This window comes from Prosthecobacter sp. SYSU 5D2 (assembly GCF_039655865.1).
GTDB lineage: Bacteria > Verrucomicrobiota > Verrucomicrobiia > Verrucomicrobiales > Verrucomicrobiaceae > Prosthecobacter.
Genome location: NZ_JBBYXL010000003.1, coordinates 198,220 through 220,875, shown reverse-complemented (window position 1 = coordinate 220,875; position 22,656 = coordinate 198,220). Strand labels below are relative to the sequence as shown.

Genomic DNA, 22,656 nt, shown 5'->3' with positions numbered 1-22,656 from the left:
CGGCTTCAAACCTGTGCCTTCGCGATAAAATCTTTGACGGCCGGGAACTCCCGCCGCCAGCTGCGGACTGTCTCCGGCCGCAGTTCTGCCGTGAGCACCTTCTCTCCGTCGGAGGCATCCGCGATGATCACGCCTTGCGGGTCTATGACTGAACTGCGCCCGCTGTAGCCCGTCTCCGGCTCCTGGCCACAGCGGTTCACCCCCAGCACATAGGCCTGGTTTTCTATCGCCCGCGCCTGCAGCAGGGCCAGCCAGTGGCCGGTCCGCCGGGCTGGCCAGGCGGCGATGTAGATGAAAAGCTCAGCGCCTTGCTTCAGTGCCTCACGGGCCAGTTCTGGGAACCGCAGATCATAGCAGATCAGCGGAACCATTTTAATTCCCGCCCATTCAAACACCACCGGGCCGATGCCTGGCGCGTGGACCTCCGCCTCAGGTCCGTAGCTAAAAGGATGCACTTTGGTGTAGCGCGCGAGGATGCGGCTGTCCGGTGCCACCGCCACTGCCTGGTTATAACCTTTTCCCTCCGGTCCGGGTGTCACCACCCCGCCCAGCACGGCGCATTGCCACTGGGCGGCCACGGCCTTTAAAAAACTTTCCGTCTCACCACCCTCAGGCTCCCGTGTCACAGCCAGTTGATGGCTGAATCCGGTGGCAAACATTTCCGGCAGCACAATCAGCGAGCCGGGCAGGGGAGGGGCCCCTGCCAGGAGCGCATGGACCTTTGCAAAGCTGGCCTGCTTGTTTTCCCAGACCGGATCAAGCTGAACTGCGTGAATGTGCATTTTGAAACAGGGATTTTCGCAGGAGCTTCATTCACCTTGGCTTTTCTCCAAAGCTCGGATAAAACCTCCCGCATGTCCCAATACATCGTCCAGCCTGGAGATAATCCAACCAAGATTGCCCGGAAGTTTGGGATGTCCCTGGCGCAGTTCCAGAAAGCCAATCCTGGCCTCTGCGAGTATGGCACCAACAACTGCAAAGTCCTCTTTCCCGGGCAGATTTTAAACGTTGCTGGCGTGGTGACCGGCCAGCCGGCCGAGCCTGCCACGGCACAGCCGGCGGGCTTTAACGCCCCGCCTCCCTGGATGCAGATCGCCATTATGGAGCAGGGTGTCCAGGAGTGGCCCGGCACCCAGCACCATCCGCGCATCATTGAATACCTCCGCAACGTCGGCCTCACAGGATCCATGCTAAAGGATGAGACACCGTGGTGTGCGGCCTTCGCCTATTGGTGCCTGTGGAAATCAGGCTATCCAGGGCAGAAAAGCGCCCGCGTCTCGGACTGGTGGGGCTGGGGCCGGCCCGTCGCCGCCACCTATGGGGCCATTTGTATCCTTCAGCCCCTGACGACAGACCAGGCCGGCAGCGGTCACATCGGTTTTCTTCATGCCATGGATGCCACCAACGTGTGGCTGCTGAGCGGAAACTCCGCAAACCAGGTGCGCATCAGTCCGTATCCAAAAAGCAAGCTCATCCACAACGCCCCCTATCGCTGGCCTTTCTAACCCATCATGACCCCCGAACTTCCCGTCGCCATCCGGCATTACCGTCCTGAGGATCTGGAACTGCTCCGCCAGATCACCGTAGATTCATTTGGCGCCGTGGCGCTTGACCAGATGCTGGAGGACCGCCTGGGCATCTGGAACGAGCGTGACTGGAAAGCGCGCAAAGCGGACAACATCAATGACGACTGCACGGCCAACCCGGATGGCTGTTTCGTCGCAGAGCGCGGTGGTGAGATCCTGGGCTACATCACCACCCGGGTGGACCGCATCAATTCCATCGGCCGCATCCCCAATCTGGCGGTCGTCGAGGCCGCCCGCGGTCTTGGCCTGGGCCGGCGCCTTATTCATCATGCCATGGATTACTTCCGGGACCAGAACATGAAAGTGGCCAAGATTGAGACCATGGCTTCCAATGTCATCGGCCAGAACTTATATCCGAGCTGCGGTTTTGAAGAAATCGGCCGCCAGGTGCATTTTGCAATGCTGCTTTGATTGCCCACCAATCATGCGGTCAACTGCTTCCACGCCAGCGTATATCCATTGTGATGAAAACAAAACTTTTTACTTCAGCCGCTCTTCGGACGGCATTGGGCCTGTGCCTTCTTTTCGGCCTGGCCAGTTGCGCTTCTCCCATTGAGCGGCGCATCGAGCGGAATCCCGAGATTTACAGCAAGCTGACCGACAGCGACAAAGCCCTGGTCGCCCAGGGGAGGATTCGCGAAGGACTGAACAAAGAGGGTGTCTTCCTCGCCTGGGGGCGTCCCGACCAGGTGGCTGAGGGCAGCCAAAAAGGTGCCAAGCTGGAAAAATGGACCTATGTGGGTACGCAGCCCGTCTTCGTGGACAATTTCGGCTGGGGGCCTGGCTTTGGCTGGGGCAGGGGTTATGGACGTGGTTGGGGCTATTATGGTGCCTGGGATCCCTTCTGGGGCGGCTACGGCCCTACCGTCACCTACGTGCCCTACAAGGCGGCCACGGTCTCCTTCCGCAGCGGTCGCGTGACGGAATACATCCGTGGTCCGCAGTAACAGCCGACAGCTTTCCCCAGGCCTTTCCAAAAACGCACTTCCCTTCCGGAGGTGCGTTTTTTATTCTCCCACCTGCCGCCGCACGGTGTTGCCTGGATTCATGAGGTCATCACGCTCCAGCCCTGTGAGTGCCTGCAGCCGTCCCAGCATCCAGAAAAGCAGCGCCATCATCGCCCCCATCATCGGAACACCAATGACGATGAACCCCACCCAGTTCTGCCGCCCGATGGCCTGCGTATAAGCCTCCGTCCCCGGCACGGTGCCCTCCAGGTAATGGAGAACCAGCAACGCGTTCGCCACGGCAGACAGCATCATCGTGCCCATCAGCACCCAGGATGCTTTTTTGAGAAGCTGGCGGAAAGCCACCTGCTTTCCGGTCGAGTCAAGGCTCTCCTGCAAAAGGCTGTGGTTGATGACTTGCGGATTCAGCAGAAGCTCTGTCACCAGCGGTTTCCCCCAGGCAAAGCTCAAGGGAAAGGCCAGGCCGAGAAACACGGGGAAAGCCGCTTCTTTAACCGCAAACCAGACGGCGCTCAGGTTCAGCAGCCCCAGGCCGCCGGTCACCAAAATGGCCACCAGCCCCAGGACGGAAAAGAAATTCAATCCGCGTTTTTTGATGAAGCAGTAGATCCCGAAGCCAAGCGGCAGCATGAGTGCCACCACCAGCGCCCAGGCCGGGCCTAACCGGTCAGGTTTGCTCAGGAATTCCAGAATCACCGATGGCAGGATGATGGTCAGGAGAAGGTCGGTAAGCGGGTGGGGCTGTTCTTTGTTAGGCGGAGGCATGCAGGTATAACTGATAATGAGGACTCAAAACGACGGCGGTGGCCGGTCAGCGTGGCAGAATCTCAGAGCAGCGTGCTGTCATCCTCCCTCTCCAGTTTGCCCACCTTTTTTTTGATGGTCTCAAGCTGAACCGTCATCTCATGCAGCGCTTTGAGGCAGTCGGCCATGGTTTCTCCATGCTGCAGGTGGGGCAGGGCAGGGTGGATCTTCATAAACTGGAGTGCGACCGTCTTGCAGGCATCGCGAATTTGCTGAATGGCTTCTGGGCGGGTCATAGGCGCTATTTGCTGCGGAAAGTGCCTTTTGCCAAGCTCTGGACACTTTTTCTTCAATATTTAGCTGAAATGATGATAAATTATCTTTGACAGGACCGCATCACCAACTACTCTCAATCCACTTTTTCACCAAAAGGGCCGGGGTGTATTGTCGCCTGATGTTATGCAGGCAGGACATTGTATCCCGGTTTTGTTGTCGAAAGAGGAGGAGATTCTTCGCGAGTCGCCGCCGGTTAAATTTTGCTGATGTAGCTCAGTGGTAGAGCACGTCCTTGGTAAGGACGAGGTCGAGGGTTCAATCCCCTTCATCAGCTCCAGCGGAGTCATGCACAGGAATCGCCGTTACACGACAAACGAACAAGAAGTCCTAGCGCAACAACCTCAACTTAACTCATGGCTAAAGAAGCATTCCAACGCAATAAGCCGCACGTCAACATTGGCACTATCGGCCACGTTGACCACGGCAAAACCACGCTGACCGCGGCAATCACGACCACCCTCGCAACAAAGGGCTTCGCTGAAGCGAAAAATTACGCTGACATTGATGCAGCCCCTGAAGAAAAGGCTCGCGGCATCACCATCAACACCGCTCACGTGGAATACCAGACCGACAAGCGTCACTACGCTCACGTTGACTGCCCTGGACACGCTGACTATGTGAAGAACATGATCACCGGTGCCGCCCAGATGGACGGCGCGATCCTGGTTTGCTCTGCTGCCGACGGCCCAATGCCCCAGACTCGTGAGCACATCCTGCTCGCCCGTCAGGTGGGTGTGCCTGCCATCGTGGTCTTCCTGAACAAGGTGGACATGGTGGACGACGCTGAACTCCTCGACCTCGTCGAAATGGAAGTTCGCGATCTCCTTTCCAAATATGAATTCCCTGGTGACGACATTCCGATCGTCAAAGGCTCCGCTCTGAAGGCCCTCGAAGGTGACGAAGAGCAGCGCGCCAACATCCTTAAGCTTATGGACGCTGTGGATGACTACATCCCGCTTCCTGAGCGCCCGATCGACCAGGACTTCCTCATGCCGGTTGAAGACGTGTTCGCGATTGAAGGTCGTGGCACTGTCTGCACTGGCCGTGTGGAGCGTGGCATCATCAAGAAAATGTCCGAAGTCGAAATCATCGGCATCCGCGACACCATCAAGACCACCGTCACGGATATTGAAATGTTCCGCAAGTTGCTCGACGAAGGTCGTGCGGGTGACAACGTCGGTCTCCTCCTTCGTGGTGTGAAGAAAACCGACATCGAGCGTGGCCAGGTGATCGCCAAGCCAGGTTCTGTGAAGCCTCACCGCAAGTTCAAGGCTGAAATCTACGTCCTTTCCAAGGATGAAGGTGGCCGTCACACGCCTTTCTTCAACAACTACCGCCCACAGTTCTACTTCCGCACAACGGACGTGACTGGCAGCGTGACCCTCCCTGAGGGTGTTGAAATGGTGATGCCTGGTGATAACGTCTCGATCACTGTCGAGCTGATCACCCCGATCGCCATGGAAAAAACCATCCGCTTCGCCATCCGTGAGGGTGGTAAGACTGTGGGTGCCGGTCGTGTGGCCGACATCCTCGACTAGTCTGCGTTCTTTGTTCGCTTGTCCGAGCCGCCGTAAAATCTGGCGCACAGATTTTACGGCGGCCCCTTCATCGGGTGGCAGGCAGACATAAGCGCAATCCGCAGGAAGAATGCACATACAGGTCAGTAGCTCAGTTGGTAGAGCGGCGGTCTCCAAAACCGCGTGTCGGGGGTTCGAGTCCCTCCTGGCCTGCCATCCTTCCTCACTTTTGGTTAGAATTTTCCGTTGACGTCCCGATTCACATGAGCAGCATCCGCACCTACCTTGGTGAAGTTTACATTGAACTCAAAAAAGCCAACTGGCCGTGGGACCCCAAAGAAAAGGGTTTTACGAAGTACAAGGAACTGATTGATTCAACCATCGTCGTTTTTATCGCGATGCTCCTGCTCGGCGCCTTCGTGGCCTTTTTCGACACCGCTTTGCGCGGGGCTTTTGAAGCCTTGGCCAAGTGGATCGCCGGCTGATTACAGTCACCTTTCTTTTTTTTAATTTTTTACTCACCGATTGACTTTATGGGAGCTATCCCCGCCCCTCGCGATCAATGGTACGTGATTCACGTGCGCTCCGGCTTTGAACAAAAGGTCCGTGACAGCATGCTGCGCCGTATCCAGACAGAAGAGATGGGCGATTACATCTTCGAAGTGCTTGTGCCTACGGAGCGTGTCTCCGAAGTCAAAAAAGGCAAGCGCTCCGAGACCAATCGGAAATTTTTCCCTGGTTACGTGATCGCCAACTGCTACCTGCTCAACGAGCATAACCAGCTTGTTGACCGCACCTGGTACTTCGTCAAGGAAACCGACGGCGTCCTCAACTTTGCCGGCACCAAGGATCATCCGATTCCCATGCGCCAGCGTGAAGTGGACGGCATGCTCGCCCAGGTTCGTGACAAGGACGATTCCGTCGTGCCGAAGATCGCCTTCACTGTTGGTGACACCGTCCGCGTCGCTGACGGTCCTTTCGAGAGCCAGAACGGCATCATTGAAGAAATTGATCCTGAGCGCGGCGTGCTGCGTGTCTCGGTAAACATCTTCGGACGCTCCACTCCGGTGGACCTCGAATACTGGCAGGTCGAAAAAGCCTGATCGCATCCTCAGGCAGCCTTCCAGTGAACGGCGCCCTTCCCCTCAATCTCAAGCAAGCGAACAAACAACATGGCCAAAGAAATCGTCAAATTCATCAAGCTCCAGATCAAAGCTGGTGCTGCTAACCCCGCTCCGCCCATCGGTCCTGCGCTCGGTCAGGCTGGCGTGAACATCATGGCTTTCTGCAAGGAGTTCAACGCTGCCACCCAGAAGGCCGGCGGTGATGTCCTTCCTACGGTCATCACGGTTTACAAAGACAAGAGCTTCACTTTCATCACCAAGCAGCCCCCTGCTTCCAACATCCTCAAGAAGGTGGCCAACATCGCTTCCGGATCCGGTGAGTCCGCCAAGAAAAAAGTCGCCAAAATCACCAAGGCCCAACTCCTGGAAGCCACCAAGATGAAGCTGGTGGACCTCAATACCCCTGACCTTGAGCGTGCCTCACGCATCATGGCCGGAACCGCCCGCCAGATGGGCATCGAAATCATTGATTAACCTGACCGCAGGAGAACGGCCTCCGTTCGCCAGCACTGCATCCAACCCATGATAACAAGAAGCAAAAGATACAAAAAAGCTGCCGAGATGGTTCCGGCAGGAAAAACCTTTTCTCTCGAAGAGGCCGCCGAACTCGTGCGCAAGCTCCCCGGCACGAAGTTTAACCAGACCGTGACCCTCTCCTTCCATATGGGCGTGGACCCTAAAAAGGGCGACCAGATGGTTCGTGGCACTTGCCCCCTCCCTCACGGTTCCGGTAAAAGCGTTCGCGTCGCTGTCTTCGCCACTGGCGCTGCTGCTGATGCCGCCAAAGCCGCTGGTGCGGATCTGGTGGGTTATGAAGACCTCATCGCCAAAGTTAAGGAAGGCTCCATGGATTTCGACGTCGCCATCGCCACTCCGGCTGCGATGAACGAAGTGCGTAAGCTTGGTAAGCAGCTCGGACCTCGCGGTTTGATGCCGAACCCAAGAACTGGCACCGTCACCGACGACACGGCCGGTGCGGTGAAGGCCGTCAAGGCTGGCCGTGTGGACTTCAAGCTCGACAAGAACGGCAACATCGCCGCCACCATTGGTAAAGTCGCTTTTGATGTCAGCGCCCTGGCCGAGAACGGCACCGCTCTCATTGACTCCATCGTCCGTGCCAAGCCGGCTTCCGCCCGTGGCAAGTACGTCCACAGCATCACGCTTGCCGCGACCATGTCGCCTGCTCTGCGCATTGATGTCTCCAAGTATGTGAAACTGTAATCCTGAGGAAAGACACCCATGAAAGCTGAAAAGACACTCCTCATTGAAGACCTGCTTAGCCGGGTCAACGCCTCTCCCTTCCTCTTCGTTGTGGATTACACCGGGTTGAAGGTGGACAAATTTGCCGAGCTGCGCAAGCGCCTCGCCGGCTGCGGTGCCGAAATCCACGTGTATAAAAACACGCTGGTCAAGAAAGCCGCCGAAAAAGCTGGCTATCCTGGCGACCTCGGAGCCCACCTCGTCGGCCAGAGCGCCTTCGTCACCGGTGCCCAGGACGTCTGCGCCGCCGCCAAGATCCTCAAGAACTTCACCGCAGAATTCACCAAGCCCGTCGTCAAGGTCGGCGTTCTGGATGGCAACCTTCTGGATGCCGCCGGTATCAAAGCCCTGGCTGACCTGCCTTCCAAGGAAGTGCTTCAGTCCCAGTTGCTTGGCGTTCTTCAGGCCCCGGCTTCCAAGCTGGCCCGCCTCCTCAACGAGCCTGCCGCCTCCCTGGCGCGCGTGCTCCAGGCCAAGGCCGACGCAGCCGCCGCATAATTCCAACCCCTTTGATCAGATGGCTCCCCCACAGGAGCCTGAACCTAACACCCAATGGTTCCTTGCCGGAGCGAAAGCTTTCTCTCTTAAATCACCCGATGCTTCGGGAAACGGCGATACCGACACACTATTATGGCAGACCTTACAAAAATCGTTGAAGAACTGAGCGGCCTTACGGTCCTCGAAGTCGCAGAACTCGTCAAATCTCTCGAAGAGAAGTGGGGCGTCAGCGCCGCTGCTCCTGTCGCTGTCGCCGCTGCTGGCGGTGGTGGTGCTGCTCCTGCAGCCGCCGCAGAAGAGAAGACTGAGTTCGACGTCATCCTTGTGGATGCCGGCGCTAACAAAATCTCCGTCATTAAGGAAGTGCGCGGCGTTGTTGCCGGGCTCGGCCTGGCTGAAGCGAAGAAGCTCGTCGAGAGCGCTCCGCAGAAAGTCAAAGAAGGTGCCAAGAAAGAAGAAGCTGAAGAGATCAAGAAGAAGCTCGAAGCTGCTGGCGCCAAAGTGGAGATCAAGTAACCTCCTGTCCTTTCCTCTGGGCCGTCCGAAAGGGCGGCCCAGGGTTGAAAGGAGTCTTTCAAAGAACCTCCTTTCTGCAAAATTTCAAATCTCGCATGCCCCGCCTCCTGGTTCGCCCGCTCCCTGTTTCCCGTAGCACCTGCTTCGGAATCGAGAGCGCCGCACTGGACGCTGGAAGCGTAATATCTGCCTCACCGCCTGAACGGGGACTCCGGTCCGTGTTCTGGCTTCGTCATTTTCACGCTGAATCCGTCAAATTTACCGCTGGCCGCCGTATTTCTTGATCCTCAGTGCCCGCAGGCTCACCTCCTGCACCCCGCCACCGCCGTTGCCACCCCGTCGTCTCCTTACCTCTGATTATGTCCCAGCGCACCAATTTTGGCAAAATTCACGAAGTCGCCGAGCCCCCGAATCTGATCGAGATTCAGCTCCGCTCCTATGAGGAATTCCTTCAAAAGAATATCCTCGCCTCCAAGCGCAAGGAAGTCGGTCTTCAGGCGGTCTTCAAGGAAGTTTTCCCCATTGAGAGCTATGACGCCAAGATGACTCTTGATTTCGTCATGTACGAAATTGGCGAGCCCAAGCTGACCGCCCTCGAAGCCATCCGCGAGGCGGAATCCTACAGCGCCCCCCTTTACGTCACCTTTGAGCTCCGCGATGAAGCCGGTGCCAAGCAGGAGCGCGTTTACATGGGAGAAATCCCCCTCATGACCGACCGGGGTACCTTTGTCATCAACGGTGCTGAGCGTGTCGTCGTCAGCCAGCTTCACCGCTCCCCCGGTATCTGCTTTGAAAGCAGCCAGCACTTGAACGGCCGCTGGCTCTATGGTTTCCGAATCATTCCTGACCGCGGCACCTGGCTGGAAGTCCAGTTCGATACGAATGATCTTCTCTACGTTTACCTGGACCGCCGCCGTCGTCGTCGCAAGTTCCTGGCCACCACGCTTCTCCGTGTCATTGGTTATTCCCACGATGAGGACATCCTCAAGCTGTTCTATAACATTGAGGATCTGAAGCTGAAGGAAAACCTCAGCGAAGAAGAAGTCTCCACAAAGCTCCTCTACAAGGACATCCTGGACGGCGAACTCATCGTTGCCCGTGCCTATGAGCCGCTGACCGCTGGCGTCATCCGCCAGCTCATCCAGCTTGGCCACAAGAGCGTCAAGGTCATCACGGCCTCCCAGGACGACCTCATCGTCACCTCCCTGCGCAAGGATCCTGCCAAGGACGAAGATGAAGCCCTCAAGGAAATCTACCGCCGTCTCCGCCCTGGTGATCCTCCGACCATCCCTAATGCGCGTGCCCTGGTGAAGCGCCTTTTCTTTGATCCGAAGCGCTATGACCTCACCCGCGTCGGCCGTTACAAGATCAACCAGAAGCTCACTCTGAAGACCGATTCAGATATGCGAATTCTGGACCCGAATGACGTCATCAGCGCCATGAGCTACCTCTTCAAGCTGCGCGCCGGTGAAGGTCTCCTGGATGATATTGACCACCTTGGCAGCCGCCGTGTGCGTGCCGTTGGTGAGCTTCTGGCCAACCAGTGCCGCGTGGGCCTGGCCCGCACGGAGCGCCTGGTCAAGGAACGCATGACCCTGTTCGACGTGAGCATGGACACGATGACTCCCGCCAAGCTGATCAATCCAAAAGCCCTGAGTGCAGTGGTGCGTGACTTCTTTGGTCGCAGCCAGCTCAGTCAGTTCATGGACCAGATCAACCCTCTGGCCGAGCTCACCCACAAGCGCCGTCTTTCCGCCCTTGGGCCTGGTGGTTTGAACCGTGACCGCGCCGGCTTTGAAGTTCGTGACGTTCATCCTTCCCACTACGGCCGTATCTGCCCGATTGAGACTCCGGAAGGTCCGAACATCGGCCTGATCAACTCCCTCGGCACCTACGCCCGGATCAATGAATTCGGTTTCATTGAGACCCCCTACCGTCCTGTCAAAGACGGTGTCACCGCCGACAAAATTGAATACCTGACCGCCGATCAGGAAGAAAATCATTACATCGCCCAGGCAAACAATGTGCTGGATGAAAAGGGCCGTTTCAGCTCCGCCAAGGTGACTGTGCGTTATCGCGGCGATTTCCTGGAAGTGGACCCAGGCAAGCCCACCCTGATGGACGTGTCTCCGAAGCAGCTCGTCTCCATCGCGGCCAACTTGATTCCTTTCCTTGAGCACGATGACGCCAACCGTGCGTTGATGGGCTCGAACATGCAGCGCCAGGGCGTTCCGCTTCTGGAGGCAGAGGCGCCGCTCGTCGGCACCGGCATGGAAGGCAAGGCAGCGCGTGATTCCCGCGCCGTCATCGTCGCCGATGCCAGCGGCACCGTGGCCAGCGCCACTGCCGATGTCATCATCATCACTAAAGACGGCAACCTGCCTGTCAGCGACAAGCAGTTCCTCGCTGATCCGATGAAGTCCGTCCAGACTGACACGGAGAAGGGGACCTATGTCTATCCTCTCCGCAAGTTTGGCCGCTCCAACGCCGGCACCTGCATCAACCAGCGTCCGCTGGTCAAGCGCGGCCAGAAGATCAAAAAGGGCGATGTCCTCGCTGACGGTCCTTGCACGGACAATGGCGAGCTCGCCCTCGGCAAGAACATGCTCGTCGCGTTCATGCCTTGGAATGGTTATAACTTCGAAGATGCCATCGTCATCAGCCGCCGTGTGGTGAAGGATGACATTTACACCTCCATTCACATTGAGGATTTTGATGTCATTGCCCGTGACACCAAGCTTGGGCCTGAAGAAATCACCCGGGACATCCCCAACGTCGGTGATGAGGCTCTCAAAAACCTCGATCAGGACGGCGTCGTCCGCGTTGGTGCGGAAGTGAAGCCTGGCGACATTCTCGTCGGCAAAATCACCCCGAAATCCGAAACGGAGCTTGCCCCTGAAGAGCGCCTCCTGCGCGCCATCTTCGGTGAAAAAGCCGCTGACGTGAAGGATACCTCCCTGCGTGTGCCTTCCGGGTGCACCGGAATCGTGATGGACGTCAAGCTCGCCCAGCGCGGTGGCGTCAATGGTGCTGACAAAGAGAAGCTTTCCCCGGCGGAAGCCAAGAAGCAGATCAAGCAGATCGAAGAAGACTATCGTGCCAAGAAGGAAGACCTCACTGAGCAGCTCACTGAGAAGCTCAGCGACATCCTGCTTAACGAGAAAATCCCGCTGGACGTTGTCAACGGCCAGACCGGCGAGATCATCCTCGGTGCCAACAAAAAGATCACCAAGACCCTCCTTCGCAAGCTCGCTGAGAGCTACGACTCGGTGGAAATTGATCCAAGCCCGATCCGCAACAAGATCTTCGACATCATCCAGACCTTCGAGCAGAAGTTTGCCGATGCCGACATGGAGCGCGAACGCAACCTGGACCGCATTGAAACCAGCGAAGACGGCACTGCAGACGGCGTCGTCAAGCAGGTCCGCGTGTTCGTCGCCAGCAAGCGCAAGCTTTCCGTCGGTGACAAGATGGCCGGCCGTCACGGTAACAAGGGCATCGTCGCCACCATCGTTCCGGAAGAGGACATGCCTTACCTGGAAAACGGAACTCCGGTTGACATCGTCCTGAACCCTCTGGGCGTGCCTTCCCGAATGAACGTCGGACAGGTGCTTGAGACCCACCTTGGCCTCGCCGCCAAGGCCCTGGGCATGACCATTGCCACCCCGGTGTTTGATGGCATTCCAGAGACCAAGATCATGGAATACATCCAGGAGGCCAAAAAGCAGCCCGGTTATGAGTGGATGGGCCTCAATGGCAAATCCCGCCTCTATGACGGCCGCACTGGCGATACCTTCGCACTGGATGTCGTTGTGGGTTACATTTACATGCTCAAGCTGGGCCACCTTGTCGCTGACAAGATCCACGCCCGTGCTGTCGGTCCATACTCGCTCGTCACGCAGCAGCCTCTCGGCGGCAAGGCCCAGTATGGTGGCCAGCGTTTCGGGGAAATGGAAGTCTGGGCCCTTGAGGCCTACGGCGCCGCCTACACCCTGCAGGAACTCCTCACGGTGAAGTCGGATGACGTCCAGGGCCGCACACGCATCTATGAACAGATCGTCAAAGGTGACAATGCCCTTGAAGCCGGCACGCCGGAATCCTTCAACGTGCTGATCAAGGAAATGCAGTCCCTCGGCCTTGATGTCCGGGTTCACAAACGCGCCAACATTGACGCTGATGTGGAGGCTATTGAGCGCTTCACCGCCGGTGCATGATCCAACCCTGAACCAAGCCATTAACCTTTAACGCATCAATTAACGACTTATGAATGCTGACGCGAGCTTGAAAGAAATTTTCGGGGAAAAGCCCACCGGTGAGGAGTTTGACTCTGTGTCAATCTGCATCGCCTCTCCGGACCGCATCCGGTCCTGGAGCCACGGGGAGGTCAAGAACCCTGAGACCATCAACTATCGTACGTTCAAACCGGAAAAGGGCGGCCTTTTCTGCGAGCGTATCTTCGGACCCACCCGTGACTGGGAATGTGCCTGCGGCAAATACAAGCGCATCAAGCACAAGGGCGTCATCTGCGACCGCTGCGGCGTCGAAGTGACCCTCTCCCGTGTGCGCCGTGAGCGCATGGGCCACATCGAGCTGGCCGTCCCGGTCACCCACATTTGGTTCTACAAGTGCATGCCTTCACGCATCGGCCTCATGCTGGACATGACCGCCCGCAGCCTGGAGCGCGTGATTTATTATGAAGACTACATGGTCGTGGATCCCGGCAGCACCCCGCTGCTGCGCGGCCAGCTCCTGACCGAGGTGGACCTCCGCGAAGCTGAAGAACAGTACGGTGCTGACGCCTTCCGCGTGGGCATGGGTGCTGAGGCCATCCGCGACATCTTCAGCCAGATCAATCTGACGGATGCGATCAAGGACCTCGAAGAGGCCATGACCAAGACCCGCTCCAAGCAGATCCGCAAAAAGCTGGCCAAGCGTCTCAAGCTCTGCCAGGGCTTTGCCGAATCTCATAGCCGCCCTGAGGCAATGATCATGGAAGTGCTTCCTGTCGTGCCACCGGACCTTCGTCCTCTGGTGCCTCTGGAAGGCGGCCGCTTCGCCACCTCGGACTTGAACGACCTCTACCGTCGTGTCATCAACCGTAACAACCGTCTCAAGAACCTCCTTCAGCTTCGCACTCCGGACGTCATCATCCGTAATGAGAAGCGCATGCTTCAGGAAGCGGTGGACGCCCTGTTTGACAACGGCCGCCATGGCCGCCCTGTCACCGGTGCCGGCAACCGCCCGCTGAAGTCCCTTTCCGACATGCTCAAGGGCAAGTCTGGCCGCTTCCGTCAGAACCTTCTCGGCAAGCGCGTGGATTACTCCGGACGTTCCGTCATCGTTATCGGTCCTGAGCTCACCCTGAACCAGTGCGGTCTTCCCAAGAAGATGGCTCTCGTCCTGTTTGAGCCGTTCATCATCCGCCGTCTCAAAGAGATGGGCCTGGTGCACACCGTTCGCTCCGCCAAGAAGATGATTGAGCGCCGCACTCCTGAAGTGTGGGACATTCTGGACGAAGTGACCCGCGGACACCCGGTTCTCCTGAACCGTGCGCCGACCCTCCACCGCCTTTCCATCCAGGCTTTCGAGCCGAAGCTGATTGAAGGTGATGCCATCCGCGTCCACCCCCTCGTTTGTACGGCTTACAACGCCGACTTCGATGGTGACCAGATGGCCGTGCACGTCCCGCTTTCTGTCGAGGCCCAGTTGGAAGCCCGCCTGCTCATGCTGGCACCTAACAACCTGTTCAGCCCAGCCAGCGGCAAGCCTATCACCACGCCTTCCCAGGACATTCCTCTGGGTTGCTACTTCCTCACCTACCTTCGCGAGTTCCCCACTCCGGATTCCAAGGCCAAGAAGTCTGATGCACCGGACCGCCTGCCCATGTTCAGTGATCCTGCCGAAGTCGAGTTCGCTCTTGATGAAGGCGGCCTGGGCGTCAATGACAAGGTCCGCTATCTTAACCCGGACTACCAGCAGCCCAAGCGTCCTTTCGGCGACCCGACCAAGACCTTCATCGAGACCACCGCAGGCCGCGTGCGTTTCAATGAAATCTGGCCTGAGAAGCTCGGTTTCATCAACAACACCGTCGGCAAGAAGCAGATCTCGGACATCATCTGGCGCTGCTTCCAGACCGTCGGACAGAAGGAAACCGTCGCCTGCCTTGACCGCCTGAAAAACCTCGGCTTCCGCGAAGCCACCCGCTCCGGCTGTTCCATCGGTATCACCGACATGGTCATCCCGACCGCCAAAAAGGTCGGCCTTGAGCGCGCCTACAAGGAGATCGAAGACGTGGAAAAACTTTACCGTCGTGGTCTCATCACCCATGGTGAGCGTTACCAGAAGATCGTGGACGTTTGGACCCAGGTTGGTGACCAGACGGCTGACGAAGTGTTCCGCACCCTGGAGTACAACGACGGCAAGAAGTTCCACAACCCGCTTTACGTGATGGTGAACTCCGGCGCCCGTGGTAACAAGACGCAGATCAAGCAGCTCGCAGGGATGCGCGGTCTCATGGCCAAGCCGTCCGGTGAGATCATTGAGCGCCCGATTACCTCGAACTTCCGTGAAGGCCTCAGCGTGCTCGAATACTTCATCTCCACCCACGGTGCCCGTAAGGGGCTCGCGGATACGGCTCTGAAGACGGCTGACTCCGGTTACATGACCCGTAAGCTGGTGGACGTTTCCCAGGACGTCATCGTCACGGAAAACGATTGTGGCACCGTCAATGGCATCACACTCGCCTCCATCTATCAGGGTGATGAAGAAGTGGTGGACCTCAAGACCCGCGTTTATGGCCGCACAAGCTGTGAGACCATCCACGATCCTGTTACCAAGGAAACCATCATCGCCGCCAACCAGCTTGTGCTGGAAAAGGAAGCCGCCCACCTCACCAAGATCGGTGTGGAGAAGCTAAAGATCCGCTCCGTGCTCACTTGCGAAAGCAAGCGCGGCTGCTGCGCCATGTGCTACGGCCTCAGCCTCGCCACCAGCCGCCTGGTGAAGATCGGTGAAGCCGTCGGCATCGTTGCCGCCCAGTCCATCGGCGAGCCTGGAACCCAGCTCACCATGCGTACCTTCCACGTCGGTGGTGCCGCCATGAGCAGCTTCAAGCAGCCCTTCATCAATGTGAAGAATGCTGGTATCCTCAAGATCTCCGACATGCGCATGGTGCAGACACCGGAAGGCCAGTGGATCGCCCTGACCAAGAACGGCATCCTCTCCATCATTGATGAAGACGGCCGCGAGCTGGAAAGCCACAAGCTCATGCTCGGCGCCATTATCGCCAAGCCTGATGGCTCTACCATCAAGAAGGGTGAGCAGGTCGCCACCTGGGATCCTTACAACATGCCCATCATCACCGAGAAGGCAGGTAAGATCGAGTTCCGCGACATGATCGCCGGCATCACCTTCACCAAGGAGAAGAACGAATCCACCGGCAACGAAGAAACCGTCGTCATTGAGCACAAGGAAGACCTTCACCCCCAGGTGGTCGTCACCAATGCCAAGACTCACGAAGTCCTCGCCAGCTACACCATCCCTGCCGGGGCTCACATCAACGTGAAGAACGGCGAGAAGGTCGAGGCCGGTACCACGCTTGCCAAGACCCCTCGTAAGGCCAGCAAGACCAAGGACATCACCGGGGGTCTCCCACGTGTGGCCGAGCTTTTCGAAGCTCGTAAGCCGAAGGACGCCTGCGAAATCGCCCGCATTGACGGCACCGTTGAAATCGGCGGCCTCGTCCGTGGCAAGCGCCGCGTCATCGTCACCGACCAGAAGACCGGCCAGCAGGAAGAGCATCTTATTCCCCGCAGCAAGCACATCCTCGTCTTCAATGGCGACATCGTGACCAAAGGTGACCAGCTCACCGACGGCCCCGTTGTCCCGCATGAGATCCTCGAGATTCTTGGCCCTCAGGCCCTGCGCGAGCATTTGGTGAACGAAGTGCAGGAAGTTTACCGCGCCCAGGGGGTGGAAATTAACGACAAGCACGTCGAAATCATCATCCGCCAGATGCTGCGCAAAGTGAAGATCACGGACACGGGCGATACCGAGTTCCTCTGGGGCGACCAGGTGGACCGCACGGAGTTCGAGCGTGAGAACGAGCGTGTGTCCGAAGAAGGTGGCAAGCCTGCAGAGGCTGAACCCGTCCTCCTCGGCATCACCAAGGCCTCCCTCGAAACCGAGTCCTTCATCTCCGCCGCCTCCTTCCAGGACACCACCCGTGTTCTCACCGAAGCCGCCACCTTGGCGAAATCGGATTACCTCCGTGGCTTCAAGGAAAACGTCATCATGGGTCACCTCATTCCTGCGGGCACCGGCTTCATCAGCCACCGCAACTTTGACATCGTCGAGACTGAGAAGTCTCCCGTCGTCGAGCAGGAAGAGGATGCAGACCTCATGCAGGCCTGATCTGTAACCTCCTCAAAAACCTCTGTCCGGCCATGCCAGACAGGGGTTTTTTGTGGTGAGGTATGGCGTATGATGCAGATTCTCCCCCCGTCAGCCATCTGCCGCCAGCGCCTCCCGCGTTTTCTTTGGCAGCCCTGCCACCACCAGTTCATAGGAATGGTGGATGAGTTCCTTCAACAGCTTTTCCGGCAGCCGGCCCTCCAGCATCACTGTGTTCCAGTGGCGCTTGTTCATGTGATACCCTGGCTGGATTTCCTCATACCGGTCGCGCAGTTCAATGGCCCGTTCTGGCTCACATTTCAGGTTTACTGAGGGCGGGTAATCATCCGGGGTGGCCAGGGCAAACATCTTTCCCGCCACTTTATACACCAGCACATCCGGGCCAAAGGGCGTCGTCTCCTCCACATGGGGCAGGGAAAGGCAGTGAGCACAGAAGTCAGCGAGTGTCATGACATGGAAAATGGACCTCAAAATGCCCTGACCTGCCAGCATCTTCCATCACAACTATTTCATTCGTGCGGGGTTTGATGCCGTCATGAAACGACTGGTTCCTCTTCTGCTGCTCTTCATCCTCAGCATCAGCCTGCATGCCGCAGACCCCGTCATCACCCCGCGGGACTGGATGGTGGATGGTGTCAAACGTGAGGCTCTCCTTTACATCCCGCCGCAGGCTGCCAAGGAGACCACCCCGGTCATTTTTGCCTTTCACGGTCATGGGGGGAATATGCGAAATTCCGTCCGTACCTTTCCTTTTCCTGCCCTTTGGCCAGAGGCTCTGGTCGTTTACATGCAGGGCTTAAATACCCCTGGCCGCCTGACCGATCCTGAAGGCAAAAAGCCTGGCTGGCAGCACGGTCTTGGAGATCAGGATGACCGCGATTTGAAATTCTTCGATGCCGTCCTCGCCAGCCTCAAAGCCGATTACAAAGTGGATGCCAACCGCATCTATTCCACCGGCCACTCCAATGGCGGCGGCTTCACTTACTTGCTATGGGGGGCCCGTGGGGATGTCTTTGCCGCCATGGCCCCATCAGCCTCCGCAGCCTCCAAGACCCTCCCGTTGCTGAAGCCCAAACCCGTCATGCACATCGCAGGCGAGAACGATCCATTGGTCAAATTTGCCTGGCAGAAAGTCACCATTGATTCGCTCATCCGCCTAAACCAGTGCGGCAAAGGCCGCGCCTGGGACCAGGATGAAAACTGCACCCTTTATCCCTCCGCCACCGGGCATCCCGTCGTCACCGCACTGCATCCAGGGGGCCACGAATACCGCAAGGATACCCCGCCGCTCATCGTGAAGTTTTTCAAGCAGCATGCCAAAGGCGGAGCCACTGCGGCACCGTGAGCATCTTCGCGGAAGATCGGTCATCCGCCGCCGTTCACCCCTGATGCGCTGTACCGCTTTTATTCTCATCCTTCTCACCGCTTCCGCCAGCCTGCTGCCTGCCCAGACACAAAAGGCATCCAAAGCCGCTCCAGCCAAAAGCAGCCCCTTTAGCTGGGTCGCACCGATGGCTAACCAGGAGTATGCTAAAAAAGTTCTTCCGTCTGGTGTCAGGCATGCCACCTTCAAAAGTCCCTCCATGGGTATCGATGTCGGATATTACATTTACCTCCCTCCCGGCTATGAAGAGGGAAAAGGGCGGTACCCCGTCGTTTATCATCTCCACGGTGGCCGCCCCGGTGCGGAGAATAAGGCGGTACGGCTGGCTGAATACGTGGATAAAGCCATCGCTGCAGGCATCATCGAACCCACCCTATATATCTTCCCGAATGGCGGCCCGGTGAGCTGGTATGACATGCCGGACATCAAGCACGGCCTGGGTGAATCCGTCTTCGTCAACGAGGTCATCCCTCACATAGACGCGACTTATCGCACCTGGGGCACCCGCGAAGGCCGTGCCCTCGAAGGGTATTCCCAGGGCGGCCGCGGCACTACCCGCATGATGTTCCGTTATCCGCAGCTCTTTCTTTCCGTCGCCCCTGGCGGCTCAGGCTATAAACCGGAAAAAGTCATCCAGGAAAACGACGGGTATGAATCTCCTAGCCTACGTTTCCTTCCGGTCGGCACGAATACCTGGGATCTGGCCAAGGAATACGCTTCAAAATCCGACCGCCTGCCATTGAGCATCCTCATCTGGGACGGCACCAAGTGCTTCAATTACGAATACAATCTCAAGTACTCGGCCTATCTCAAGGAGCTTGGCGTTGAGCATACCTTTCTTTCCATTCTCGATGTGGCCCATACCGCCACCGGCAGTTATGAAGTGAAGGGCGATGATATCATGCGTCATCATCAGCAGACCTTTGACAAGTACCGCCCGGCATCATCCGCGAAATAAACCTCTCCTCAAGGGGTCAGCGTATAGGCTGCTGTAATGCCAAAAACTCCAGAAAGCGCGACGATCAAAGCGAGGTCGAAAATCATGGCTATATGGAAAGACAAGAGGGTTAGGAGTCGCCGGTCCGGCCCATGGGGCAGCTTTGAAAGATCTCCCGAATCAAATCAGGCTGACCCACAGGCACGGAGCGACGAAAGGGTTTTGAAAATTTACCAATCGAAACTTACAACTTGCCGCTTTTCACGGTGCTAAACGGCAAGTTGTCGGAGACGACTGGATAGCTTTGCTAGTGCACAGACGATGCCACAATGAGTCAGGTATTCGTAATCTGTTGATTACAAATCAATTGTGTAAAAATCACCACGAGTCTAACCATTGAATTCTCTGCAAAGTGCATGGAAAACGGCAACGATGCATTGCTTCCTGCAATGGACGGGGTTCACTTCGCTGCCTTTTTCTTGCCCTTGCCTTTGCCCGCGCGGTTCTGCACCATCGGCCAGTTGGGATCCTCGGTGCGTGCCACTTTCATCATCGCTTCCGCCTTCGCCACCAGTTCCGGATGATCCTTCGCCACGTCCTTGGATTCACTCAGATCCGTCTTCAGATCATAGAGTTCTGTTGGGCTCATCGGCCCGTTTTTAACAGCCTTCCAGTCTCCAAACCGCAGCGCCTGAATGGACGCTTTTTCGTGCAGCTCCCAGTAAAAGTACTCTCGCTCCGGTGCCTCGCCGCCCTTGAGCAGCGACACTACGGAATGACCGTCCTTGGGCGCATTCGCAGGCAGTTTGGCGTCCGCCAGTTCTGCCGCAGTTGGCAGGAAATCCCAGAAAGCCCACGGCGCTTCATTCACCTGCCCGGCAGGCACTTTACCGGGCCAGCGGGCGATCCCGGCCTCACGCAGACCGCCTTCATACAACCCTCGTTTGTAGCCCCGCAGCTTGCCGCCCATGGACTGGTCAAACAAGCTCCCTACCTCGGAGTCCGGCGCAAATGAGGCACCGTTGTCACCGGAAAAAATCACCAGCGTTTTCTCATCGACCTTCAGTTCCTTCAGCAGGTCCATCAGGCGGCCCACATCGCTGTCCAGCCGCGTCACCATGGCCGCATAGTTCTTCTGCAACTCGGTCCATGGTTTGTCCTTGTAAAGGCCCTGGTCATCAATCTCAAATTTGCCATGCGGCAGGGTGATGGCATAGAAAAGGAAGAAGGGTTTGTCGGCCTGTTTGCGCACCCAGTTCAGCGTATCCTGGGCGATGAGTTCCTGCGCATACGTCTTCCCGTCCAGCGGGATTCTCTGGTCATCATTCCAAAGGTAGGTGGGGAAGTAGCTATGCGCATGGCGCTGGCAGTTGTAACCATAAAAGTGGTCGAACCCCACCTTCAGCGGACTGCCGGGAGTATCAAACATGCCCATCCCCCACTTGCCCATGCAGGCCGTTGCATACCCTGCCTCCTTCAGAACCTGCGCCACCGTCAGCGTGCCTTCCGGCAGCGGCATCTGGCCCTCCGGCTGCACTTCCCGGTTGGCCCGGATGGGGCAGTTGCCCATGTGCATACCCGTCATCAGAGAGCTGCGTGATGGAGCGCAGACACTCGTGCCTGAATACAGTTGCGGAAACATTGTCCCTTCCGCTGCCATCTTGTCCAGGTTAGGCGTCTGGATCAGCTTCTGCCCATAGCAGCCCAGATCCCCTTGGGCCAGGTCGTCACAGAGAATGAAGATCATGTTAGGCCGCTCAGCCCCCAGGGCCGGGATAAACGACAGCAGAAGGGAAAGGGCAAATGAAAGGAGGCGCGCAGATTTCATGAGCCTGTTGAAACGGGCAGGATGCCCCAATCTGACAGTCAATTTTCCCCAGCCAAGGAAGCTCATGGCCAATCCATAAGATTGGGTATAAAAACACTGATGCCAGCCCCCCAGCCAACTCCCGCTCCTGCCAGCTTGCTGCCGCATGGTGCTCCCTCCTGGCGTATCGCCATCACCGCCCTCGTCCTTGCGGGCGCTGTCTCCTGGGGCCTCATCAGCACGGGTGCGGCTCCTCGTGAGGCTGGATTCATGTCAGGCATCTTCGTTCTTGCACTCCTCCTGTGGGTGACTGAAGCCATCCCCCTTTTCGCCACCTCTCTTCTGGTCATCGGTCTTGAAGCCCTGCTTCTGGCCAACCCAGGAAACTGGCCCGGCCTGGGTTTTGAATCGGGTGAATCACCCTCTTACCGGGACATCTTTAACATAGCGGCAGATCCCGTACTGCTGCTGTTCTTCGGTGGTTTTGTCCTGGCTCAGACCGCCGTCAATGAAGGTGTGGACCGCTCCATGTCCCTGATCCTTTTAAAACCGTTTGGTGGTAAACCCCGGCAGGTGCTGCTGGGAATGATGCTCGTCACCCTGATCTTCAGCATGTGGATGAGCAATACCGCCACCGCCGCCATGATGCTGGCGCTGGCCACGCCCTTGCTGGCCGCCCTTCCGCCAGGCGAGCCCTTCCGCAAAGCCCTGCTCCTGGGCATCGCCTTTTCCGCCAACATCGGCGGTATGAGCACCCCCATCTCCTCGCCGCCCAATGCCGTGGCCGTCGGCTTTCTGGCGGATGCCGGGCATGCGGTGACCTTCCTGGACTGGATGCTCATCGCCATCCCATTGGCCGTGTTTTTGACCCTGTTTGCCTGGTGGCTGCTTTACCGGCTATACAAGCCTGTGGCTTCAGGCCTTCGTCTAAAGCTCACCAGTGAGCCCTTGAGCCGCCGTGGCTGGCTGGTGGTCTGCGTCTTTACTATCACGGTATTGCTCTGGATGAGCGACCAGTGGCATGGCCTGCCTGCTTCCGTGGTGGCCCTTTTTCCCGCCATTGTTCTGACCGGGGCAGGAGTCTTTACGCGCGAGGATCTCGGTCGTCTTGAATGGCGCATCCTCATTCTCATCGCCGGTGGCATCTCTCTGGGCATGGGCATGCAGATGACGGGGCTGGACCAGATGATCTCCACCTTCCTTCCCACCTCCGGCAGCGGCATCTGGCTGCTCACCGTCCTCGTCGCCGCGACGTTGGTGGTGGGCACCTTCATGTCTAATACCGCAGCGGCGAATCTTTTCCTTCCCCTCGGCATCTCCTCCGCCACCGCCGTCGCGGGAGGTGGTCTGCATCCCGTGCAGATGGCTCTCAGCATTGCCATGGTCGCCTCCATGACCATGATGCTGCCCATCAGCACCCCGCCCAATGCTCTCGCTTATGCGCGTGGTGAATTCACCTCCGCCGAGATGGCCCGCACCGCCATCCTCATCAGCCTCACCGCCGCCGTTCTGATCGTTCTTACAGGTGGCTTCATCATGAACTTCTGGGGCGTGCTGAAGTAAAAGG

Annotated in this window: 20 protein-coding genes and 2 tRNA genes; 17 read left to right on the top strand and 5 right to left on the bottom strand. The window is 57.7% G+C overall.

Annotated features, from left to right (window positions below):
- Positions 1–5: 5 nt before the first annotated feature.
- Positions 6–782, bottom strand: a complete 777-nt coding sequence (locus WJU23_RS05935; RefSeq protein WP_346331621.1) for a nitrilase-related carbon-nitrogen hydrolase — start codon at positions 780–782, stop codon at positions 6–8.
- A 72-nt stretch (positions 783–854) separates the two neighbouring features.
- Between WJU23_RS05935 and WJU23_RS05930 the strand changes: the two genes are divergently transcribed.
- The 3 genes from WJU23_RS05930 to WJU23_RS05920 are packed head-to-tail and all read left to right on the top strand — an operon-like array spanning position 855 to position 2,533.
- Positions 855–1,505: a TIGR02594 family protein gene (locus tag WJU23_RS05930; protein WP_346331620.1), complete on the top strand. Its 651-nt coding sequence runs from the start codon at positions 855–857 to the stop codon at positions 1,503–1,505.
- A 6-nt stretch (positions 1,506–1,511) separates the two neighbouring features.
- Entirely contained in the window at positions 1,512–1,997 is a 486-nt protein-coding gene (locus WJU23_RS05925) for a GNAT family N-acetyltransferase (protein ID WP_346331619.1), read from the top strand.
- Between the two features lie 53 nt (positions 1,998–2,050).
- Positions 2,051–2,533 (top strand): hypothetical protein, encoded by a 483-nt coding sequence (locus tag WJU23_RS05920; protein ID WP_346331618.1) that lies wholly within the window; start codon positions 2,051–2,053, stop codon positions 2,531–2,533.
- Positions 2,534–2,593: 60 nt separating this feature from the next.
- Here WJU23_RS05920 and WJU23_RS05915 read toward each other — a convergent pair whose 3' ends face one another.
- Both WJU23_RS05915 and WJU23_RS05910 read right to left on the bottom strand, forming a co-directional pair.
- Positions 2,594–3,319, bottom strand: a complete 726-nt coding sequence (locus WJU23_RS05915) for a VC0807 family protein (RefSeq protein WP_346331617.1) — start codon at positions 3,317–3,319, stop codon at positions 2,594–2,596.
- 62 nt (positions 3,320–3,381) lie between these two features.
- Positions 3,382–3,594, bottom strand: a complete 213-nt coding sequence (locus WJU23_RS05910) for a hypothetical protein (RefSeq protein ID WP_346331616.1) — start codon at positions 3,592–3,594, stop codon at positions 3,382–3,384.
- A 242-nt stretch (positions 3,595–3,836) separates the two neighbouring features.
- Between WJU23_RS05910 and WJU23_RS05905 the strand changes: the two genes are divergently transcribed.
- From WJU23_RS05905 to rpoC, 11 genes are all read left to right on the top strand, one after another.
- Positions 3,837–3,911: transfer RNA gene (locus WJU23_RS05905), tRNA-Thr, on the top strand.
- Positions 3,912–3,987: 76 nt separating this feature from the next.
- Positions 3,988–5,172, top strand: coding sequence for an elongation factor Tu (tuf, locus tag WJU23_RS05900; protein WP_346331615.1), 1,185 nt, complete (start codon positions 3,988–3,990; stop codon positions 5,170–5,172).
- Positions 5,173–5,291: 119 nt separating this feature from the next.
- A tRNA-Trp gene (locus WJU23_RS05895) sits at positions 5,292–5,367 on the top strand.
- A 47-nt stretch (positions 5,368–5,414) separates the two neighbouring features.
- Positions 5,415–5,636: a preprotein translocase subunit SecE gene (locus tag WJU23_RS05890; protein ID WP_346331614.1), complete on the top strand. Its 222-nt coding sequence runs from the start codon at positions 5,415–5,417 to the stop codon at positions 5,634–5,636.
- Between the two features lie 48 nt (positions 5,637–5,684).
- Positions 5,685–6,254, top strand: coding sequence for a transcription termination/antitermination protein NusG (gene nusG, locus WJU23_RS05885; protein ID WP_346331613.1), 570 nt, complete (start codon positions 5,685–5,687; stop codon positions 6,252–6,254).
- 69 nt (positions 6,255–6,323) lie between these two features.
- Positions 6,324–6,749: a 50S ribosomal protein L11 gene (gene rplK / locus WJU23_RS05880; RefSeq protein ID WP_346331612.1), complete on the top strand. Its 426-nt coding sequence runs from the start codon at positions 6,324–6,326 to the stop codon at positions 6,747–6,749.
- A gap of 48 nt (positions 6,750–6,797) precedes the next feature.
- On the top strand, positions 6,798–7,496 hold the full coding sequence (gene rplA / locus WJU23_RS05875) for a 50S ribosomal protein L1 (protein ID WP_346331611.1): 699 nt from the start codon (positions 6,798–6,800) through the stop codon (positions 7,494–7,496).
- A gap of 18 nt (positions 7,497–7,514) precedes the next feature.
- Positions 7,515–8,033 (top strand): 50S ribosomal protein L10, encoded by a 519-nt coding sequence (gene rplJ / locus WJU23_RS05870; RefSeq protein ID WP_346331610.1) that lies wholly within the window; start codon positions 7,515–7,517, stop codon positions 8,031–8,033.
- 132 nt (positions 8,034–8,165) lie between these two features.
- Positions 8,166–8,549 (top strand): 50S ribosomal protein L7/L12, encoded by a 384-nt coding sequence (rplL, locus tag WJU23_RS05865; RefSeq protein ID WP_346331609.1) that lies wholly within the window; start codon positions 8,166–8,168, stop codon positions 8,547–8,549.
- A 359-nt stretch (positions 8,550–8,908) separates the two neighbouring features.
- The gene (gene rpoB, locus WJU23_RS05860) at positions 8,909–12,763 is read left to right on the top strand and encodes a DNA-directed RNA polymerase subunit beta (RefSeq protein WP_346331608.1); all 3,855 of its coding nucleotides are present in this window, start codon (positions 8,909–8,911) and stop codon (positions 12,761–12,763) included.
- A gap of 49 nt (positions 12,764–12,812) precedes the next feature.
- Positions 12,813–16,961, top strand: a complete 4,149-nt coding sequence (rpoC, locus tag WJU23_RS05855) for a DNA-directed RNA polymerase subunit beta' (protein ID WP_346331607.1) — start codon at positions 12,813–12,815, stop codon at positions 16,959–16,961.
- A 90-nt stretch (positions 16,962–17,051) separates the two neighbouring features.
- On the opposite strand, the gene WJU23_RS05850 is transcribed toward rpoC, so the two are convergent.
- Positions 17,052–17,411, bottom strand: coding sequence for an MmcQ/YjbR family DNA-binding protein (locus tag WJU23_RS05850; RefSeq protein ID WP_346331606.1), 360 nt, complete (start codon positions 17,409–17,411; stop codon positions 17,052–17,054).
- An 85-nt stretch (positions 17,412–17,496) separates the two neighbouring features.
- Here WJU23_RS05850 and WJU23_RS05845 point away from each other — a divergent pair, with 85 nt between their 5' ends.
- Positions 17,497–18,306: an acetylxylan esterase gene (locus WJU23_RS05845; RefSeq protein ID WP_346331605.1), complete on the top strand. Its 810-nt coding sequence runs from the start codon at positions 17,497–17,499 to the stop codon at positions 18,304–18,306.
- A 43-nt stretch (positions 18,307–18,349) separates the two neighbouring features.
- The gene (locus WJU23_RS05840) at positions 18,350–19,303 is read left to right on the top strand and encodes an alpha/beta hydrolase-fold protein (protein WP_346331604.1); all 954 of its coding nucleotides are present in this window, start codon (positions 18,350–18,352) and stop codon (positions 19,301–19,303) included.
- 439 nt (positions 19,304–19,742) lie between these two features.
- Here the strand turns inward: WJU23_RS05840 and WJU23_RS05835 are convergent, their stop codons facing one another.
- The gene (locus WJU23_RS05835) at positions 19,743–21,110 is read right to left on the bottom strand and encodes an arylsulfatase (protein WP_346331603.1); all 1,368 of its coding nucleotides are present in this window, start codon (positions 21,108–21,110) and stop codon (positions 19,743–19,745) included.
- Positions 21,111–21,209: 99 nt separating this feature from the next.
- On the opposite strand from WJU23_RS05835, the gene WJU23_RS05830 reads away from it, so the two are divergent.
- On the top strand, positions 21,210–22,652 hold the full coding sequence (locus tag WJU23_RS05830) for a DASS family sodium-coupled anion symporter (protein WP_346331602.1): 1,443 nt from the start codon (positions 21,210–21,212) through the stop codon (positions 22,650–22,652).
- Positions 22,653–22,656: the final 4 nt, after the last annotated feature.

Coding starts and splice junctions, on each gene's coding strand:
- tuf (WP_346331615.1), top strand. CDS start 3,988: ATGGCTAAAGAAGCATTCCAACGCAATAAGCCGCACGTCAACATTGGC.
- rplA (WP_346331611.1), top strand. CDS start 6,798: ATGATAACAAGAAGCAAAAGATACAAAAAAGCTGCCGAGATGGTTCCG.
- WJU23_RS05835 (WP_346331603.1), bottom strand. CDS start 21,110: ATGAAATCTGCGCGCCTCCTTTCATTTGCCCTTTCCCTTCTGCTGTCG.
- rpoB (WP_346331608.1), top strand. CDS start 8,909: ATGTCCCAGCGCACCAATTTTGGCAAAATTCACGAAGTCGCCGAGCCC.
- rpoC (WP_346331607.1), top strand. CDS start 12,813: ATGAATGCTGACGCGAGCTTGAAAGAAATTTTCGGGGAAAAGCCCACC.
- WJU23_RS05915 (WP_346331617.1), bottom strand. CDS start 3,319: ATGCCTCCGCCTAACAAAGAACAGCCCCACCCGCTTACCGACCTTCTC.
- rplK (WP_346331612.1), top strand. CDS start 6,324: ATGGCCAAAGAAATCGTCAAATTCATCAAGCTCCAGATCAAAGCTGGT.
- WJU23_RS05845 (WP_346331605.1), top strand. CDS start 17,497: ATGAAACGACTGGTTCCTCTTCTGCTGCTCTTCATCCTCAGCATCAGC.
- WJU23_RS05850 (WP_346331606.1), bottom strand. CDS start 17,411: ATGACACTCGCTGACTTCTGTGCTCACTGCCTTTCCCTGCCCCATGTG.
- WJU23_RS05935 (WP_346331621.1), bottom strand. CDS start 782: ATGCACATTCACGCAGTTCAGCTTGATCCGGTCTGGGAAAACAAGCAG.
- WJU23_RS05910 (WP_346331616.1), bottom strand. CDS start 3,594: ATGACCCGCCCAGAAGCCATTCAGCAAATTCGCGATGCCTGCAAGACG.
- WJU23_RS05830 (WP_346331602.1), top strand. CDS start 21,210: ATGCCAGCCCCCCAGCCAACTCCCGCTCCTGCCAGCTTGCTGCCGCAT.
- WJU23_RS05925 (WP_346331619.1), top strand. CDS start 1,512: ATGACCCCCGAACTTCCCGTCGCCATCCGGCATTACCGTCCTGAGGAT.
- WJU23_RS05890 (WP_346331614.1), top strand. CDS start 5,415: ATGAGCAGCATCCGCACCTACCTTGGTGAAGTTTACATTGAACTCAAA.
- rplJ (WP_346331610.1), top strand. CDS start 7,515: ATGAAAGCTGAAAAGACACTCCTCATTGAAGACCTGCTTAGCCGGGTC.
- WJU23_RS05920 (WP_346331618.1), top strand. CDS start 2,051: ATGAAAACAAAACTTTTTACTTCAGCCGCTCTTCGGACGGCATTGGGC.
- WJU23_RS05840 (WP_346331604.1), top strand. CDS start 18,350: ATGCGCTGTACCGCTTTTATTCTCATCCTTCTCACCGCTTCCGCCAGC.
- nusG (WP_346331613.1), top strand. CDS start 5,685: ATGGGAGCTATCCCCGCCCCTCGCGATCAATGGTACGTGATTCACGTG.
- rplL (WP_346331609.1), top strand. CDS start 8,166: ATGGCAGACCTTACAAAAATCGTTGAAGAACTGAGCGGCCTTACGGTC.
- WJU23_RS05930 (WP_346331620.1), top strand. CDS start 855: ATGTCCCAATACATCGTCCAGCCTGGAGATAATCCAACCAAGATTGCC.